General features: G+C 58.4%; 15 protein-coding genes. 13 read left to right on the forward strand and 2 right to left on the reverse strand.

The window, feature by feature from the left end:
* The first annotated feature begins 39 nt into the window (after positions 1-39).
* Positions 40-957 (forward strand): ATP-binding protein, encoded by a 918-nt coding sequence (locus BMY31_RS00410; protein ID WP_091007299.1) that lies wholly within the window; start codon positions 40-42, stop codon positions 955-957.
* Positions 958-989: 32 nt separating this feature from the next.
* On the opposite strand, the gene BMY31_RS00415 is transcribed toward BMY31_RS00410, so the two are convergent.
* Complete coding sequence (locus tag BMY31_RS00415; protein WP_091007301.1) at positions 990-2,027, reverse strand: LacI family DNA-binding transcriptional regulator; 1,038 nt, start codon at positions 2,025-2,027, stop codon at positions 990-992.
* A 96-nt stretch (positions 2,028-2,123) separates the two neighbouring features.
* On the opposite strand from BMY31_RS00415, the gene BMY31_RS00420 reads away from it, so the two are divergent.
* The 3 genes from BMY31_RS00420 to BMY31_RS00430 all read left to right on the forward strand — a co-directional run bounded on the left by BMY31_RS00420 (position 2,124) and on the right by BMY31_RS00430 (position 5,560).
* Positions 2,124-3,023 carry an alpha/beta hydrolase fold domain-containing protein gene (locus BMY31_RS00420; protein ID WP_159443949.1) on the forward strand — a complete coding sequence of 300 codons (900 nt, stop codon included), beginning with the start codon at positions 2,124-2,126 and terminating at the stop codon, positions 3,021-3,023.
* 38 nt (positions 3,024-3,061) lie between these two features.
* Entirely contained in the window at positions 3,062-3,982 is a 921-nt protein-coding gene (locus BMY31_RS00425) for an alpha/beta hydrolase (protein WP_180371311.1), read from the forward strand.
* A 165-nt stretch (positions 3,983-4,147) separates the two neighbouring features.
* A complete protein-coding gene (locus BMY31_RS00430) occupies positions 4,148-5,560 on the forward strand; it encodes a PTS transporter subunit EIIC (protein ID WP_091007307.1) in 1,413 nt (470 codons plus the stop codon).
* Positions 5,561-5,681: 121 nt separating this feature from the next.
* Here the strand turns inward: BMY31_RS00430 and BMY31_RS00435 are convergent, their stop codons facing one another.
* Positions 5,682-5,966, reverse strand: coding sequence for a HigA family addiction module antitoxin (locus tag BMY31_RS00435; RefSeq protein WP_091007310.1), 285 nt, complete (start codon positions 5,964-5,966; stop codon positions 5,682-5,684).
* Here BMY31_RS00435 and BMY31_RS00440 point away from each other — a divergent pair.
* The 9 genes from BMY31_RS00440 (at position 5,965) to cas2e (ending at position 16,893) form a co-directional block, all read left to right on the forward strand.
* Positions 5,965-6,996 (forward strand): ATP-binding SpoIIE family protein phosphatase, encoded by a 1,032-nt coding sequence (locus BMY31_RS00440; protein WP_091007313.1) that lies wholly within the window; start codon positions 5,965-5,967, stop codon positions 6,994-6,996. The two genes, BMY31_RS00435 and BMY31_RS00440, sit on opposite strands and share 2 nt — an antisense overlap.
* 347 nt (positions 6,997-7,343) lie before the next feature.
* Entirely contained in the window at positions 7,344-10,415 is a 3,072-nt protein-coding gene (cas3, locus tag BMY31_RS00445; RefSeq protein ID WP_180371312.1) for a CRISPR-associated helicase Cas3', read from the forward strand.
* 142 nt (positions 10,416-10,557) lie between these two features.
* Positions 10,558-12,276 (forward strand): type I-E CRISPR-associated protein Cse1/CasA, encoded by a 1,719-nt coding sequence (gene casA / locus BMY31_RS00450; RefSeq protein WP_091007320.1) that lies wholly within the window; start codon positions 10,558-10,560, stop codon positions 12,274-12,276.
* 5 nt (positions 12,277-12,281) lie between these two features.
* A complete protein-coding gene (gene casB / locus BMY31_RS00455; protein ID WP_091007323.1) occupies positions 12,282-12,908 on the forward strand; it encodes a type I-E CRISPR-associated protein Cse2/CasB in 627 nt (208 codons plus the stop codon).
* Between the two features lie 28 nt (positions 12,909-12,936).
* Positions 12,937-14,067, forward strand: a complete 1,131-nt coding sequence (cas7e, locus tag BMY31_RS00460) for a type I-E CRISPR-associated protein Cas7/Cse4/CasC (protein WP_091007326.1) — start codon at positions 12,937-12,939, stop codon at positions 14,065-14,067.
* A 2-nt stretch (positions 14,068-14,069) separates the two neighbouring features.
* Positions 14,070-14,822: a type I-E CRISPR-associated protein Cas5/CasD gene (gene cas5e, locus BMY31_RS00465; protein WP_091007329.1), complete on the forward strand. Its 753-nt coding sequence runs from the start codon at positions 14,070-14,072 to the stop codon at positions 14,820-14,822.
* A 25-nt stretch (positions 14,823-14,847) separates the two neighbouring features.
* Complete coding sequence (gene cas6e / locus BMY31_RS00470) at positions 14,848-15,531, forward strand: type I-E CRISPR-associated protein Cas6/Cse3/CasE (protein WP_091008021.1); 684 nt, start codon at positions 14,848-14,850, stop codon at positions 15,529-15,531.
* A gap of 22 nt (positions 15,532-15,553) precedes the next feature.
* Positions 15,554-16,534 (forward strand): type I-E CRISPR-associated endonuclease Cas1e, encoded by a 981-nt coding sequence (gene cas1e, locus BMY31_RS00475; protein ID WP_091007331.1) that lies wholly within the window; start codon positions 15,554-15,556, stop codon positions 16,532-16,534.
* Positions 16,534-16,893, forward strand: a complete 360-nt coding sequence (gene cas2e, locus BMY31_RS00480) for a type I-E CRISPR-associated endoribonuclease Cas2e (protein ID WP_091007334.1) — start codon at positions 16,534-16,536, stop codon at positions 16,891-16,893. Before cas1e ends, cas2e begins: the two co-directional genes overlap by 1 nt.
* Positions 16,894-17,014 lie beyond the last annotated feature (121 nt).

Below are 17,014 nucleotides of genomic sequence, written 5' to 3' on the forward strand. Positions count from 1 at the left end.
AGTTCTTGTACGTCTCTTTTCTATAGAAGGGGAGGTCTCATGAGCGCACATGGCAGAATAGGCGAGCTCGACCGCATGACGGCGGAGCGCACCCAGTCGACCCATGACGCTCGTCTTGTCCCGGACGCAACTGTCGACGAGCTTGACCCTGACCTCTTGTCAGGCTTTCTCGCTCGCGAGCGCGCCACCTCATCGCACGTCTTTGAAAACCTCTCGGACGAGGACATCCTCCTTGCGCTCGGCGCCGCCAAGCGCGACGACGCCGACACCGTCCGCCCCACGCTCGCCGGCCTCATGGCACTTGGCCACCATCCGCAGGACCACTTCCCTCGCGCCAACATTGTCTTCATCGCTTTCTGGGGCCCGAAGTCCGATCCGCTTGCGGGTGGTCGCTTCCTCGACTCCCGCACTGTCATCGGTCCCATCCCCGTGATGGTCGCCGAGACCCTCGCGTCCGTCCGCCGCAACATGCGCATTGCTTCCTACGTCGTCGGCGGCTCGCGCATAGACGTGCCCGAGTACCCCGAGGTCGCCGTTCGCGAGGCCGTGGCGAACGCCCTCATGCACCGCGACTACTCGCCCGAGGCGCTCGGTTCCCAGGTGCAGGTCAACATGTTCGCCGATCGTATCGAGATCATCAGCCCGGGCGGCCTCTACGGCATGGTCACGGTCGACAACATCGGCACCTACGGCGCCTCCTCCAGCCGCAACCAGTTCCTCTCGCGCATCCTCGAGAGCGTGCCCTACCCCGAGGGCTACCCCGAGCGCGGCTTCATCGTCGGGAACAGGGGCGCAGGTTTCGCGCGAATCCAGGAGTCGCTCAGTCGTCAGGGCATGCGCTCCGCGCACTTGAAGTCAGGTTCTTCGCGCTTCTGCCTGACCATGTGGAAGGGAGATGCCGCCGAGATGGGCGCGGCCGTGCAGCGAGCCGTATGCTTGCGCAAGGGCTTCGGGTAGCGGGCGACGTACGTCTCCTGTGATGGGGAAGCCTAGGCGAGGCTCGAGTTTCGAACGTGGATCTCCATGGGGTAGTCGACGCTCTCGTGGGGGACATCCTCGCCCTCGATGAGGTCGACCGCCTTGCGCGCGACGTCTCGGCCGAGGGCGAGGTAGTCGAAGCCAACGCTGGTGAGGGAGACCATCGGGAGGCTTCCCTCCTCGTAGTTGCCGAAACCCGCGAGCCTCACGTCCTTGGGCGCACTCATGCCGTGCTCGCCGAGGTAGCGCAGGACGCCGAGGCAGATGGTGTCGGAGGCTCCCACGATGAAGTCGGTTCCATTTGCGAGCGCCTGCTCGGCGAGGTGGTACCCCGCCTCTCGCTCGTAGCCGCACTCCAGGTACTCGACGCCGACTCCGGCGCTGCCGCACGCGTCCACGAAGCCGTGCCACCTCTCGAGGCCGGCGCGATCGTATCCTGGAAAGCCGAGGTAAACCAGGTGCTTTGGCTTCTGCTCGATGACATGCTCCGCCATCAGCCGCCCGCCTGCGTAGTCGTCCACCTTCGCAAAGGGGAAGGCATCGCTTCTCTGACCCAAGACGATGATGGGGACATCTGCTCCCAGCATGAAGCGGGCGTGTTCGTCGGTGAGCTGTGCGGTCCCGAAGATGATGGCGTCGACGCCCTGGCGGACCAAGGCCTGCATACCGGCGAGCTTGTGGTCCTCGTCGTGGTTGTCGATGACGATGAAGGGGAGGTAGTCAAGCTCGTGGAGCCTGTCGTTGATGCCGCGCAGGATTCGGGTGACCGCGCGCGCGTCGATGCCGTCCACGAGGACGCCCACCAGCCTGCTGCGCTGTGAGCGAAGCTTCGAGGCGGAGGCGTTGAGGACGTAGCCGGTGCTCTCGATGACGCGCGCGATCTTCTCGGCGCTCTTCTTCGAGACGCTCCCTCCCGTAAGGTAGCGGGAGACGGTGCTTTTGGATACGCCAGCGAGGCGTGCGATGTCATTGATGGTCATGGGCTCTCCTGATCGTCCGAGGCCATAATACCATAGCCTCCGGGAACGTTCCCAATGAGGCCTTGACATCCCTACCCGCAACGGCGATGATAGCCATTAATGGGAACGTTCCCATTTTGTAAGAGCGATCAGGCGCCACGGCGCAGTGAGGAGTGGGGAAGAGGCATGGCAAGCGAGCGCGAGCTGTCGTACATCGCGTCCGTCAAGGACGAGGACGTCTACGCATACCGCATGCGAAAGGAGCTGCGGTACCGGACGTACTGCAACGAGCTCCGGGTCAACGACACGAGCGTGAAGCGTTCGGTGTGGACCGACGCGGGCTGGCTCGACCTCTACTTCTACTACCCTCGCGAGCGCACGAGCGACGTGGTGGTCTTCAACTTCCACGGCGGCGGCTTCTGCCTTGGCTACTGGGAGCTCGACGTCCCGTACTGCAGGCTCATGGCCGACCGGTCCGGGGCGGTCGTCGTCAACGTGGACTACCCCTGCTCGCCCGAGCATAAGTACCCGATGACGTACACCGCCAGCTACGACGCCATGGTCTGGTGCCACCGCCATGCGGAGGAGCTCGACATCGCGCGCGGCCGCTTCATGACCGTGGGCTCCTCGGCGGGCGGCAACATCGCCGCGGCGATGGTTCAGATGGCGTCCCGCCAGGGCGACTTCCCCATCGTCGGTTTCGCGATGAACTACCCCGTGCTTCGCATGAGCCTCTCCCGCGAGGCCCTCGACTCGAGTCGCGCGATCGCCAACGAACGGAGCCTGCAGTACATTGCCTGGGAGTATGCCGACCTGAACCAGATGGGGGAGCCCCTTGCGTCTCCCACCGAGGCCGGCCCGGAGGTGTGCTGGCCCGACATGCTCCTCAACGTCGCGGGCTTCGACTCGCTCAAGGGCGAGGCCGATGACTTCCGGGACCTGCTCGTCTCCCGGGGGACCCATGTCGACTACAAGAACTACCCGCAGGCCGAGCACGGCTTCACCCACGCAGACCTCAACGAGTACCGCCCGGACGACTCCTCCGACGCATGGGGTCGAATCGCTCGGTTTATCAAGGCGCACTAAGGGGCGGGGCAGACGTCCCCGCAGACAAGGAGAAGACGATGCAGTACCTCGAGTTCCCGCTCCGCGATGACGGCACGGCCACGCTCTGCGCGTACGTCCTCGACCCCGCGATCCGCCTCCAGCGCAAAAAGAAGCGCCCTGCCATGCTGGTCTGTCCCGGCGGCGCCTACCTCACGCTGGCGACCAAGGAGGGAGAGCCGGTCGCGGCCCGGTGGATGGGCCTCGGCTACCAGTCGTTCGTCGTCCGCTACAAGCACTACGTCGTGCGTCGGGCCGAGGAGACGGGAGGCGACCCGGAGGTCGACGAGGCGTCTCGCGTCCCCGAGCAGCTCGTCGACCTCATGAAGGCCATGCGCATCGTTCACGAGCACGCCCGGGAATGGGACATAGACGAGAGCCGGGTCTTTTGCATGGGCTTCTCGGCGGGTGCCCATCTGGCGGGAAGCCTGGCGGAGCGCTTCGACGACCCGCAGCTCCTCGCCAGGGCTGGCGCCACTGCGGGTCAGGCGCGTCCTGCGGGCGTGGTCATGGGCTACCCCATGATCAGCGCGCGCCCGCTCCTGAGGGGCGCGGACGAGGTTCCCGAGCAGATGCTGCCCACCCTGGGGATGATCTCCCGGGGCATCTTTGGTACGGACGCACCGACGCCGGAGCAGGTCGAGGACATCGACCTAAGGCTTCACGTGCGAGAGGACATGCCCCGCGTCTTCGTGTGGCACACCACGCAGGACGTCGTGGTCGACCCCTGTGACACGCTTGCGTTCGTCGCGGCGCTGCAGGCGGCGCGCGTTCCGTGCGAGCTGCACCTCTACGAGAGGGGACCCCACGGCACGAGCCTGTGCGACGCCACGAGCGCTGCGGTCGAAGACGACGTCTGGCCGGACAACGCCGCGTGGGTCGAGGCGTGCCGCCGCTGGCTCGAGCTTGGTGCCCCCGAGGGGGACTACAGCCACGAATAGGGGAGGAAACCCCTGCTGAGAGTGCGTGGCGAAATAATGGGAACGTTCCCCAAAAAGTTGTTGACACTGCTGGTCAAGAAACATATAAATGACATGGGAACGTTCCCACAATAGCAGTTTGGTTCAGTACCGGTTCGTTGTCTTGGTTCGCAAAGGAGTCACACGATGGCAGGCAAGGATTACTGCGCGTTGGCAGAGAGGATCGTGGAGCAGGTGGGTGGTGCGGACAACATCACCAAGGTGCTCCACTGCGCCACTCGCCTTCGCTTCAACCTACGAGACATGGCGAAGGCCGACAAGGACGCCCTCAAGGCGATTGACGGAGTCCTGGGTGTGGTCGACGCCAACGCCCAGCTTCAGGTGGTCATCGGTCCCGACGTCGATCGCGTCTACGATGCCGTCCTGGCCGGCACGGGCCTCGAGGGCGCGGGTGAGGTGGACGAGAACCTCGACGCTCCCAAGGAGCGCCTGACGCCCAAGGGCGTCGGGATGGCCATCCTCGACGGCCTCTCCGGCACGATGGGCCCCGCCATCCCCGCGATTGTCGCCTGCGCCTTCTTCAAGATGATCACGAGCCTGCTCGGCCCGGACTTCCTGAACCTGCTGCCCGCCGACAGCGACCTCATGAAGCTCTTCACCTTCGTGGGTGACGCCGCCTTCTACTTCTTCCCCTGCGTCGTCGGCTACACGGCTGCCGTTAAGTTCAACGTCACGCCCGTCCTGGGCATCGTGATGGGCGCCATTCTCATCCACCCGACCTTCGTGGCCATGGCCACCGAGGGCACTCCGTTCACCGTCTTCGGCATCCCCTGCAACGTGCAGAACTACTCGAGCACGATCATCCCGGTCATCCTTTCCGTGTGGGTGATGGGTTACATCGAGAGGTTCCTCAACGCCAAGATGCCCAGCTCCATCCGCGGCGTCTTCGCCCCGGCGATCACCATCCTCGTGATGCTGCCGATCTCGCTGTGTGTGCTCGGGCCTGCCGGCGCGTTCCTGGGCGGCTACCTCGTGGGCGGCTTGCTGGCGCTCCAGAACGTCATCGGCCCCCTCGGCATCGCGATCATCGCCGGCCTCTATCCCATCCTCGTCATGACCGGCATGCACATGGTGCTCATCGTCACCCTCTTCCAGGTCTTCGCGACCCAGGGCTACGACGGCTTCGGCGGCCCCGCGCTCGTCTTCGCGAGTTTCTCCGTGATGGGCGTCGCCATCGGCGCAATGCTGCGCATCAAGAACAAGGAGCAGAAGGCGCTCGCGGCTGAGTACGCCATCACCGCGATCCTCGCGGGAACCTCCGAGCCGACCATCTACGGCATCTGCACCCGCTACAAGAGGCCCTTCTTCGGCCTCATCGCCGGTGGCTTCACGGGCGGCCTCGTCGCGGGCATCCTCGGCGTCGTCTCCGCAAGCCTGGTGCCCTCTTCCAACGTGGTCTGCGCCTTGGCCTTCGCCGGCGGCACCCAGTTCAACCTCATCGCCGGCTGGGGATGCGCAATCCTCTCCGCCGTGGTTGCCGCAGCTGTGACCTACTTCACCGGGTTTGACTCCGACTCCGAGGCGTTCGACGTCGAGTAGCCGAGCGACCCAAAAACATTGCCCCCCCTTTGGCGGCGCCCCGCAGATTCTTGCGGGGTGCCGTTTTCGTCTCGAGGGCAATGAGCCGTGGGCGCAGTGGCGTCGTCACCAACCCTGTCCGCTACGCAAGCGCCTCCACCGGCGGCAGCCCCTTTGGGTCGAACGTCTTGATTTGATATGTCATCTCCAGGTTCAGCCAGAACTGCGGGCTCGTTCCCAGGGCCTTGCCCAGCAGGTACGCCATCTCGACGCTGACGGCGCGGCGGCCGTGCACGATGTCGGAGATGGCCGACTGCGGCTTGTGGATCGCCTTGGCAAGCCGGTACTGCGAGATGCCCCTCGGCTCGAGGAACTCCTCGAGCAGGACCTCGCCGGGGGTGGATGCGTAGTCGCGAACGCTGGCCATGAGACCTTCCTTCATCGGCAATGCTTCTGCCATACAGAAGTATAGTCCTCGCGGCGGCGTGGCCGGCTCGGACTGGCTCGTGCGCCCGTACGTGATCGGCTTCGTGCCGATGTCCGTCAACTACGTGCTGCTGTACCACTTCAACGTCGTGCAGTGCCGCACGATGGCGCTGTCGCTCATCGCGCTCGAGAACACCGTGCTGTACCTGCCGCTGATCTGGGTGCTCACGCACGCGCTGGGCTTGGTGGGCGCCGTGGCGTCGTTCGTGTGCGCCGAGGCGCTGACGACGGTCGTCACGCCGCTCGTCGTCGGCGAGGCGGCCCGCCCGCTCAAGCAGCAGAACGGCACCCTGCTCGGCCTCTTCGACGACATCGAGCTCGTCGACGAGACCGTGACCCTTGCGCCCGGCGAGTCCCTCCTCGTCTTCACCGACGGCGTGACCGAGGCGGTCGACAAGAACAAGGCCTTCCTCGGCGACGCCGCCTTCGCCGAGCGCCTCTCCGCCCGCGCGCCCTTCGCCTCGGCCCAGTCCGTGGTCGACGCCACGACCCAGATCGTCGACGCCCACGCCGCCGGCCGCGAGCAGTTCGACGACCTCACAGCCCTCGCCCTCACTCACACGCCTCCAACCCCCGCCGAGAAGAGCCTCCCCATTGCCGGTGCTCATGAGGTGCCTGCGGACATCACGTCGATGGACATCGTCAAGGAGGCGATCTTTGCCACCGGCGCGGACGGTCCCCTCAAGCGCCGCACGACCCTGGCGGTGGAGGAGGCCTTCGCGAACGTCGTGTCGTACTCGGGCGCAACGCACGCCTGGTACGCGGTGGAGGAGATGCCTGCGGGCCTCAGTGTGACCCTCGTCGACGACGGCGACGCCTTCGACCTCACTACGGCCGAGGCGCCCGACCCCGATTTCGAGGACCTCGAGTTCGGCGGCATGGGCATGCGTCTCGTGCGCGACCTCGCGAGCGACGTGAGCTACCGCTACGAGGACGGGCTCAACATTCTCTTGATCGCGGTACTCTCCTAGTGGAACCCAATCTTTGCTGCCTGCATGCGCAACGGCCCCTCGCTTGTTGCCTATTGCCAGATTACGGGAGAGTCTTTTTTTGCAAACTGCGGTTCCTGTGGGCTGGATTATCTCCTTAAGAGATCTTGATGGCGTTGATGCAGCAACCCACTTAAACAATTAGATTTTGGTGATTCTTGAAACCCTCGGACGATCGAGGGTATTTCGGTCCTTGCTTTGACATCTGATGTCTAGGCTACGAACGCCAATAATTAATGTCCGGTCGCGGTGGCACTATAGTCAGTGCTGCAGGCGCAGGTTTTGTTGTTCCATGCTGATCTGGTTTTCAGATGCGAGGCGATGTAGGCGTGCGACAGGCTCTTTCTAATAAGGCGAAATCGCTTTGGGCGAAGTCAGACCGCGAGTCAGGGGATGCTTGGTTGCCGTTATACGTCCATCTTCTCGACGCTTTGGGGGTGGCGGGGCTTCTCTGGGATAGATGGCTTCCCGAGGGGACAAAGGAATCAATTGCACGGTTTGTTGGCGGAGACCTTGAGCTTGCTCGAAAGACCTATCTTTTTTTGTCAGCCGTCCATGATTTGGGCAAGGCAACGCCCCTCTTTCAGTCAAAGCCGGTCGCGAGTGGTCAGGGTTTTCCCGGCAGTCTTGCCTGGAAGCCTGAGCATGCTGGTCTGTACATTCGCCCCGACCTTGCTAGCGTTCGCCATCCTCTTCATGCGGTTGCAGGGCAGGTGTTGCTAGAGCAGTTCTTTTGCGACCGTGGATGGGATGCGCGCGTGGCTGCTTCCTATGCGTCGGTAATTGGCTCCCATCACGGCGTTTTCCCTGATTCTGGTGTTGTTCGCGACGCCAGTCTGTCTGAGGTCGAGCTTGGAATCTCGGGGGAGGGGGCCGATGGGTGGAAAGCGGTACATCGAGAGCTGGTTGAGTTTATGCTCAACGTGGCGCGCCTAGATGCGACGACCTTTAGCCATCTTTCCAATTGCGTCTTACCCGTTCCAATTGCCAGTTTGCTTACGGGGCTCGTCATTATGGCCGATTGGATGGCAAGTGACGGAGAAGTCTTCCCTCTTATTCCACTTGATTGTGGCGGGCTAGGTGACGCTGACGACGGCTTTTGGCCTGCATTTGAGCGCCGACTACGCAAGGCTTGGAATGATTTATCTATTGCTCCCGCATGGAGCGAGCAGTATCTGCCTGAGACGAACTCGGGAAGACTTCTGTTCGAGAGGTTTGATCTCCCGGCTTCAGCGACGCCACATCCAATCCAAGAAGAAGTCATAGAGATCGCTCAACGCCTCGAGACGCCAGGTTTGATGCTAATCGAGGCGCCTATGGGGGAGGGGAAAACCGAAGCGGCGCTAGCTGCCGCAGAGATCTTGGCTGCCCGCTTTGGTCGAGGCGGAGTTTGTGTTGCGCTGCCTACCATGGCGACCACTGACGCAATGTTTGCGAGGGTGCACAACTGGCTCGACCGACTTCCTCATGGTGACTTGCCGAGTAAGAGTCTTTTCCTCGCGCATGGGAAGTCACGGCTCAATGAGGAGTTCAGCGGAATCGTAAAAAGGTCCCGCTCTGCATGTCTGTCCGTCGACGCTTGGGAGCATTCGGAGCCAAGGGATGCAGAGGCTCGTATGCCTGACAGGTCATGGCGAACGGAGTCGGCATTTGCATCCGATTGGATGTTCGGTCGCAAGAAGGGCATGCTTTCAAATTTTGTCGTTTGTACGGTTGACCAGGTTCTTATGGCAGCACTCAACATGAGGCACCTCTCAATGAGGCATATTGCAGTGGCAAACAAAGTGGTGATTATTGACGAGTGCCATGCTTATGACGCCTATATGCAAGAGTATCTACGCCGCGCATTGGAATGGCTTGGTTACTGGGGAACGCCTGTCATTCTCTTGTCTGCGACTCTACCTCACAAGCAGCGAATTGATATGACGGAATCCTATCTGCGCGGACGCCGGTCGTCACTTGAATTGCCCCTCACGTCACGCCGTTCTGCCCTGTCATGGAAGGACAAGATTGGGCGAAGGGAATGTAGGCAGGCGCCTAACGCGGAAAGCAGACCTTTGGACAAGCTGCCGGAAGAGGCTTATCCCCTCATTACCTACACGAGTGACGTCACGGTGGAGTGGGCGCGATGCGCTTCTTCAGGGCGTCGCTGTGATGTAAGGCTGTTCGTTCACGATGAGGCAAGCATGCCAGTTGAGAAGCTGCTGTCTAACCTTCTTTCGGAGGGTGGTTGCGCGGGCGTAATATGTGACACCGTTTCTCGAGCGCAGAATGCGGCCGATCGTCTAGGTAAGTTGTTCGGACAGGATGCCGTGATTCTGGATCACTCTCGCTTTGTCGATATCGATCGAATGGCGATAGAGGAGAGAATCCGTGGTTTGCTTGGCCCAGCATCGACTATTGAGAATGGGCTAAGGCCCAGGCTTCTTATTGTTGTCGGTACACAGGTTCTAGAGCAATCGCTGGATATCGACTTTGACGTGCTCGTAACCGATGTGGCGCCCGTCGACTTGCTGCTGCAGAGAATGGGAAGGATGCATCGTCATCTTCGTGGGAACGGTGAGTCGTCAAGGCCGCGTGCGCTGCGTACGCCGCAGTGCTACCTCACGGGTGTATCTGGTTGGGGTGGAATACCACGGTTTGAGCCGGGCATTACAAGTGTCTATGACGCCGCGTCGCTCTATGAATCGTTGGCCGCGCTTGATATTGACGAGGGGAGTCGGACGACGACGATCTCAATTCCAGAGGACATATCACATCTTGTACAGACGGCATATTCCACGGGTATACGAACGCTCATTCCAGATGCGTGGAAATCGAAGTGGGTTGAAGCATGTCGGAAGCGTGACATGAACGCCGGCAGAAAGAAGAGCAGGGCCAATCAGTGTCGCATCCAGTCTGCGGCACGGATGCAACGTGAGCGTTACTCGCTCATAGAAATGGCCGCGACCCATTCGACTACGGAACTGGAAGCGGATTTTGATGCGGGTAGCAGGGCTATACGCGATACTCAGGAATCTGTCGATGTTTTGTTGCTTCGTCGTACGGGCGATGGGCTGGCTCTTCTTCCGTGGGTAGGCGACGAGAGACATGGCGTACGGAAAGGGGGCTCAGTCCCGATCGACACCGTTCCTCCTCCGGCTCTCGCAAAAGTGGTGGCGCAGTCTTCGGTGCGTCTTCCTCTTTCCCTCTGTCCCGCAGGTGAGCTCGAGAGTCTCATCCTTGAACTTGAGGATGCATGCTCGATGTATGTAGGGGCTTGGCAGGAGTCGCCCTGGCTTGTTGGTCGACTCGTTCTTCCGCTCGACGAAGGCGCAGGTTCCTTTGTGGCTCGAATTCATGGCCATAAGGTCACCTACACCGCTCGCGGAGGAATTGCCTGCCAAATAGCGGGGAGTTGAAGGTAGAAACATTAACACGTTCTAATCTTGGTTCATCCACTAATGTGGAATGCTCCAGTGTTGATGTTCCTGTCAACGTGTTCCCCATCTAAATGGGGTTTGATCGATTGTCCGGTTAGCTAAGGAGAAAGGAGGACGAAGCATGGACGGTATTGAAGCATTGCGCGGATTCAATCTGCTTGAGGAGCCATGGATTCCCGTGGTGCTATCAAATGGGTCTGCGGGCGTAGTGTCTCTGACGGAGGCGTTTGAGCGGGCTTCCAGCATTCGATGCATCACTGGCGACATGCCGCAGCAGACACTGCCTATCGTCCGATTGATGGTTGCGATCCTTTATAGGTCTCATCTCTTTACACCCGAATCTGACGACGAACTTATTGAGATGTGGCGGGAAATTTGGAATCAAGGCGAGTTTAGCCTCGACGTTATTAATGACTACTTGAGTCAGTACAAGAGTGCCTTTGATTTGTTCGACGCGGATAATCCGTTCTTCCAAGTTCGGGGATTGCAATACATTGGGAAGGAGCCTGATCCGATCGGTGAGCTGTTGGCGGATGTTCCGAAGCCAGAAAAATACTTGTTTTCAGTTCGCAATCGCAATCAGCTTGATGGCATTTCGTATGCAGAAGCTGCAAGGTGGCTCATCTTTGTCCAGTCCTATGACGCAGCTGGGATTAAGTCACCCGTAAAAGGTAATACTCACTCGAAGTCCGGAAAGGTATACGCGCCCAAAGGAGCCGTTGGAACAGGCTTGCTTGGGGGCGAGGGCGGAGTGTATCTCGAAGGGGACAGTCTTTTTCGGACCCTTATGCTCAATTGGGTCCTCTTTGATCCCCAGCGTTCAAAGAACTCTGAGTTATTCGGAAACGAGGACGACAGGGCTCCGTGGGAGATGAGCAATGCCAGCTCCGACCTCAGAAATGCCGACGCCGGCGAACCGATTGGACCCGTGTCCCTATTTACGTGGCAGTCGCGTCGCATGAGGTTGGTTCGCGACGAGCGCCAGGGGAAGGTGACGAATCTAATCTCTTGCTATGGGGACATTACAACGCTGGTTGATAAGCAGAACGTTGAGACCATGACGGCATGGCGCGAGAGTAAGCAGCAACAAAAAAAGCTTGGCACGCCTTACGTTCCGTTGATGCCGCGAATCCATGACTCGACCAAGTTGCTATGGCGAGGAATGTCATCTCTCTTGGTTGCGGGCGGTGCCGAAGATGGCACGGACCTACGCCCTGGTGTCGTACGTTGGATTGACCTACTAATTCGTCGTGGAGTCATTAAGGACAGCTGCTCAATTGTCTCGCTCCATGCACAGGGAATAGAGTACGGAACGCAAAGCAGTGTCATTGTTAATGGCATCGATGACGAGTTCAGCTTTCCCGTGTCAATGCTTCGTTACGAGTCACCTGAATGCCTGAAGGCAATTGAGGTTGTCAATCAGACAGATGAGGCAGTTACCGAGCTCGCACGTTTTGTCTCCCGAGCTAGCAGGGCGTCTGGCAGCTTAGCTGATCCTAAGGAAATAAGGGTCATGCAGGATGCGGTTCGAGAAAAGGCGTACGGAGAACTTGACGCGCTTTTCAAAAGAAAACTGGTGGCCTTCACTCAGGATGAAGACGCGATTAGCTATTGCAACGCTTGGCGTAGCCAGGTGCGAGCGAAGCTTGCGTCGATGGCCAAGGATTACGTTTCTTCCTCGTGCGGCTCCTTGTTCGCGATGCACGACAACATGTCGGTCGGAAGGGCGTACTTCGAGTTAATGGCGAAGCTAAGCAAAATACTTGGCAAGCCTAGCGTTGGGGACGATGCCGAAGGGCGCTCGCCTTCTGGCGACGAAAAGCCTTCGAAAGGGGAGTGACAGACGTGAACGACTGCAAGACCGTTGCAGACATTGTCGAGCGCTTTGTGAACGGTAAGGTGCTGATGCTGCAGAAATCTTACCTCGCAGGGTCTTCCTCATCCCGAGCTACACTCGCGCGCCTTCGAAGGCTAGGCCAGCCCGGCATGGGGTCGTGGATGGTCGTTGGAGATGACGTGTTCTCCGGTCTTCCGGAACTTTGCACGTCAAGGGTCGACGAGGAAGACGCGCTTCGAGCAATTAGGTGTGCGATGAAGCTGTACGCGATTCATCAGCAATCTGAGGTGGTTGGTGTCGCAATTCCCCCCTCATCTATGGATTGGACATCTGGTTCGTTTGGGCGCGCTTGTTACCTCATCTCGCATCAAGTTGGAAGCGAGCCGCAGGGCGAGGCGGGTGTTCTCCGAAGGATGTCGACGATTGAATCCGCAACAGGATTCGAGGGGGTCGAGGCTGGGCTACGCGCGCTCATATCACTAATGAAATCGAAGGGCGTGAAACTCAACTACGGGAGATTGGCGAGAGACATCTACTTCATTCAGAAAAGCTCTGCTCGGGATCGTGTGTTCATGGGGTGGGCCCGCGACTATTACGTTCCGAGGAAGCAGGACGCTTGCGACACAAGCAACTAGTGGGATTAGTACGAAACCGGAGGAAATCATGTTTATCGATGTTTATGCGATTCAGAATGTTCCGCCCTGCAACATCAACCGCGATGATACCGGAACGCCTAAGACGGCCATCTATGGCGGAGCGCTTCGCGCGAGGGTATCAAGTCAGGCATGGAAGCGTGCGATGCGCGAGTCTTTCCCCTCGATGCTTGGTGCCGACGAGCTTGGTGTGCGTACGAAGAAGGCGGTGTCCTTGGTTGCGGACAAGATCACCGAGGTTTCTCCAGAGATGTCAGAGAGGGCCATGGATTATGCCGAGGCCGTCCTAAAGGCTGCAGGGGTAAAGGTAAAGGAGTCGAAGAGGGCTGGGTCCGATTCTGGTAGTCCAGTCACTGAGTACCTTCTTTTTATTTCTCGTTCGGAGATTGCCAAGCTTGCTGACATTGCCGTTAATCATTTTGGAGCAGGCGAGGACCCGTCTTCTATTTCCAAGGAGCTCAAGAAAGAGGTCTCTGCTGCATTTCACGGCACCCAGGCCCTGGATATCGCCCTTTTCGGGCGAATGCTTGCTGATTCGCCCGACCTGAATGTCGACGCGGCCGCACAGGTGGCGCATGCTATCTCTGTCGACAAGATTACGCAGGAGTATGACTTCTTTACTGCTATAGACGATTGCGTTTCAGAGGACAACGCCGGCGCGGCGATGATCGAGACGAACGGCTTCAATTCGTCAACTCTGTATCGCTACGCAACAGTTAATGTTGATTCGCTTCTGTGCCAGCTTGGCGATGTGAAGGCCGCGGCATGTGGTGCAAGGGCATTCATTGAGGCCTTTGCGACATCCATGCCAACGGGCAAGCAGAACTCGTTTGCGAATAAGACTCTCCCCAACGCTCTTCTCGTTTCCATTCGTAATGGCGGACCAATCAATGCCGTTTCAGCGTTCGAAGTGCCTGTTCGCGCAACGGCAGACTCTTCGATCAGTCATCAGGCAGAGGAGAAGTTGGCGGATTCGATTCGTTCGTTCGAGACCTCATTTGGTCAGTCTCCGAAGAGGGCGATGTGGCTTGCTACTGATGGCGGCGGCGAGCAGCTGAGGAGCTATGGGGAGGAGACCGATTTCGTCGGAATGCTCGCGGCCGTTGAAGATGAGGTTATGGCTTATGGCGAGGGTGACTAGAAATGAGCGTACTGCTTTTGAGGCTATCTGGTCCCATGCAGGCCTGGGGAGACTCTTCGCGTTTTGTTATGAGGACGACTCGTAGAGAGCCAACGAAAAGTGGCGTTGTGGGGCTATTGGCGGCCGCGCTCGGGAGATCACGAGAAGAATCAATTGAAGACATTGCTTCGCTCGAATTTGGTGTTCGAGCTGATCAACCGGGGCAGTTGCTTTCTGATTTTCAAACCGAGCGGTCTCTTGACGGTAAGAAGACAATGCCGCTTTCGACGAGGTATTATCTTGCGGATGCAAAGTTTCTTGTTGCGTTGCAGGGCAATCCGGAACATCTATGCGAGATTGCTGATGCACTCGACTCTCCTGTTTGGCCGCTTTTTCTTGGGCGTCGTTCATGCCCTCCCGACTCCCCAATAAAGATTGGGGTCTTCGATGAGTTCGAAGACGTACGCGTCGCGCTCAAAAAGCATCCGTGGATTGCGTCGAGCCGCTATCAACGAGCTCATGTTGGCGATGCGCTTGAAGTGTCAGTTGATGCGCGTGATGGAGAACCTTGTGTTAGCCAGTCTGATTTTCCTCTGAGTTATAGCGGTACGGGGAGGCGGTACGCCAACCGACCCGTTTACAGGTTCTCTGTTGATGCGGCAAGTTTGTCGAATCGCACCGTTGAGGATGAGTCGCAGTCAGGGAATCGCGTTTCTCGGTCTTCGGTAACCTCTGGGGATTTGTTTGACGAGCATGACCCGATGGGCTTTTTCTAGGAGGGTTCTTGTGTTCATTTCTCGTATGCCGCTGAATGTTGAAAGAGCGCAGGCCATGCGGCTGATTAGTTCTCCTTATAGGATTCACGCTGCGGTGGAGCATGCATTTGCCCCAGGCGCGAATCGGCTGTCACCTGATGGTCGAATCCTTTGGAGGATCGATGCGTCAACACACGATAAGGATGTTATATGGCTCTATGTCGTGAGCCCCGACCGTCCTGATTTCTCGCATCTGTGCGAACAGGTTGGCTGGCCCACGACAACGCAGTGGGAATGTAAGGACTACTCGCCCGTCATTTCGTCTATTCAGGAGGGGCAGGTTTGGCAGTTTCGCCTTAAGGCTAATCCGTCGCGGAGGGTCGCGCGAGATTGTGGGTTGAGATCAAATGCTTCTGTCGTCGGAAAGACGATGGGGCATGTCACCGTTGGCCAACAGGTTGACTGGCTTGCCGCCCGTGCCGCTCGTAATGGATTCGAGGTTCTACAGGGCGAATCTGGCGCGCCTCGTGTAAACGTATCGCACAGAAAGATTGAGCGTTTCGCTCGAGGGAGCGAAATGGTAACCCTTTCGACGGCGAGGTTCGATGGGCTTCTTCGTGTGACTGACGGGGATGCCTTCAAGCAAGCTTTGTGCCATGGCCTTGGTCGTGCAAAGGGGTTCGGCTGCGGCCTCATGACAATTGCGCCGGTAAGACGATCTGCGGGTTAGGCCGCCGTTCGGAGGAGGCGTTATGACGGATTCGCATGGTTCAACTTCGGGAGCGGATGGCTTGGTGCGATCTGGATCGCCTCCTCCGGACATTGCAAGTTTGGCGAGGGTCGATGATCGGCTTTCTTTTCTATACTTTGAGCATTGTCGAATTAATCGAGCTGACAACGCTATTACAGTTCATGACGAGAACGGCACGATTCACATACCATCTGCCGTCTTGAGTGTTCTTATGCTTGGGCCAGGAACAAGCGTTACTCATGATGCGATGACGGTCATTAGTGAGAGTGGGTCGACTGTTGTGTGGGTGGGCGAGAGGGGCGTACGGATGTATGCTTCGGGCAAGCCTCTAACCCATTCGTCTTCTTTGTTGCAACGACAAGCGGAGCTTTCGACAAACAGGCGCAGTCGTATAGCCGTAGCGCGCTCCATGTATCAGATGAGATTTCCCAACGAGGACGTGAGCTCCCTAACAATGCAGCAGCTCAGAGGGCGAGAGGGAGCTCGCATTCGAAGGACATATCGGGAATGGTCCCAAAGGACAAGTGTCCCTTGGGACAAAAGAGATTATGATCCCCACTCGTTTGAGAGTTCGACTGATATAAATAAGGCGCTCTCCGCTGCGCATGCATGTCTTTACGGGTTGACCCATGCCGTCATAATCGCGATGGGGTGCTCTCCGGGCTTGGGCTTTGTGCATACCGGACATGAAAACTCGTTTGTGTATGACATTGCTGATTTATATAAGGCCGAGACGTCGATTCCCGTTGCGTTTAAGACGGTGGCGCTGACGCCGAAAGATGTTGGGGCGGCGACCCGAAGAAACATGCGTGATTCGTTCTTCGATGAAAAGATCATTCGCAAGATGGTTCATGACATTAAAGCTTTGTTGGGAGTGTCGCATGAGGACGATTCGTTGCCGGAGGGAGATCATGTTGCGCTTTGGGACGAAGCTTTGGGCGAGGTTCCATCAGGGAGATCCTATTCAGAGGAAGCGGAGTAATGGTTGTCCTTGTTCTCACAGCCTGTCCCCCAGGTCTTAGAGGCGATTTAACAAGATGGCTTCTTGAAATAGCGCCAGGAGTCTTTGTCGGTCGCATTAGCGCTCGCGTGAGAGAAAGGTTGTGGGAGCGCGTTTGCTCTCTCGTGAAGGGTGGACGTGCGATTATGGTCTATCCAGCCAAAAACGAGCAACGTCTTGCTTTTGAGGTTCTTCAGTCCGACTGGAAGCCCGTCGATTGCGAGGGGGTTGAACTGATCCAACGCCCCAACGGTTTGGAGAGAACTTCTTTGGTTGGGGTACCCCCTAGGGGATGGAGCAATGCGAGTAAGCATCACAAGGCTCGAAAGTATGGTTGTTAGGAGCGCTTTAAACATACGCTATTAATGAACCTTGAAAACCGAATTAGAAATGGGAATTTCGTATATCATCTGCTGTTGAATTAGTGTGCTCCCCGCACATGCGGGGATGATCCCGGGGGTC

The sequence above is a fragment of the Parafannyhessea umbonata genome (assembly GCF_900111255.1).
GTDB classification, from domain to species: Bacteria; Actinomycetota; Coriobacteriia; order Coriobacteriales; family Atopobiaceae; genus Olsenella_J; species Olsenella_J umbonata_A.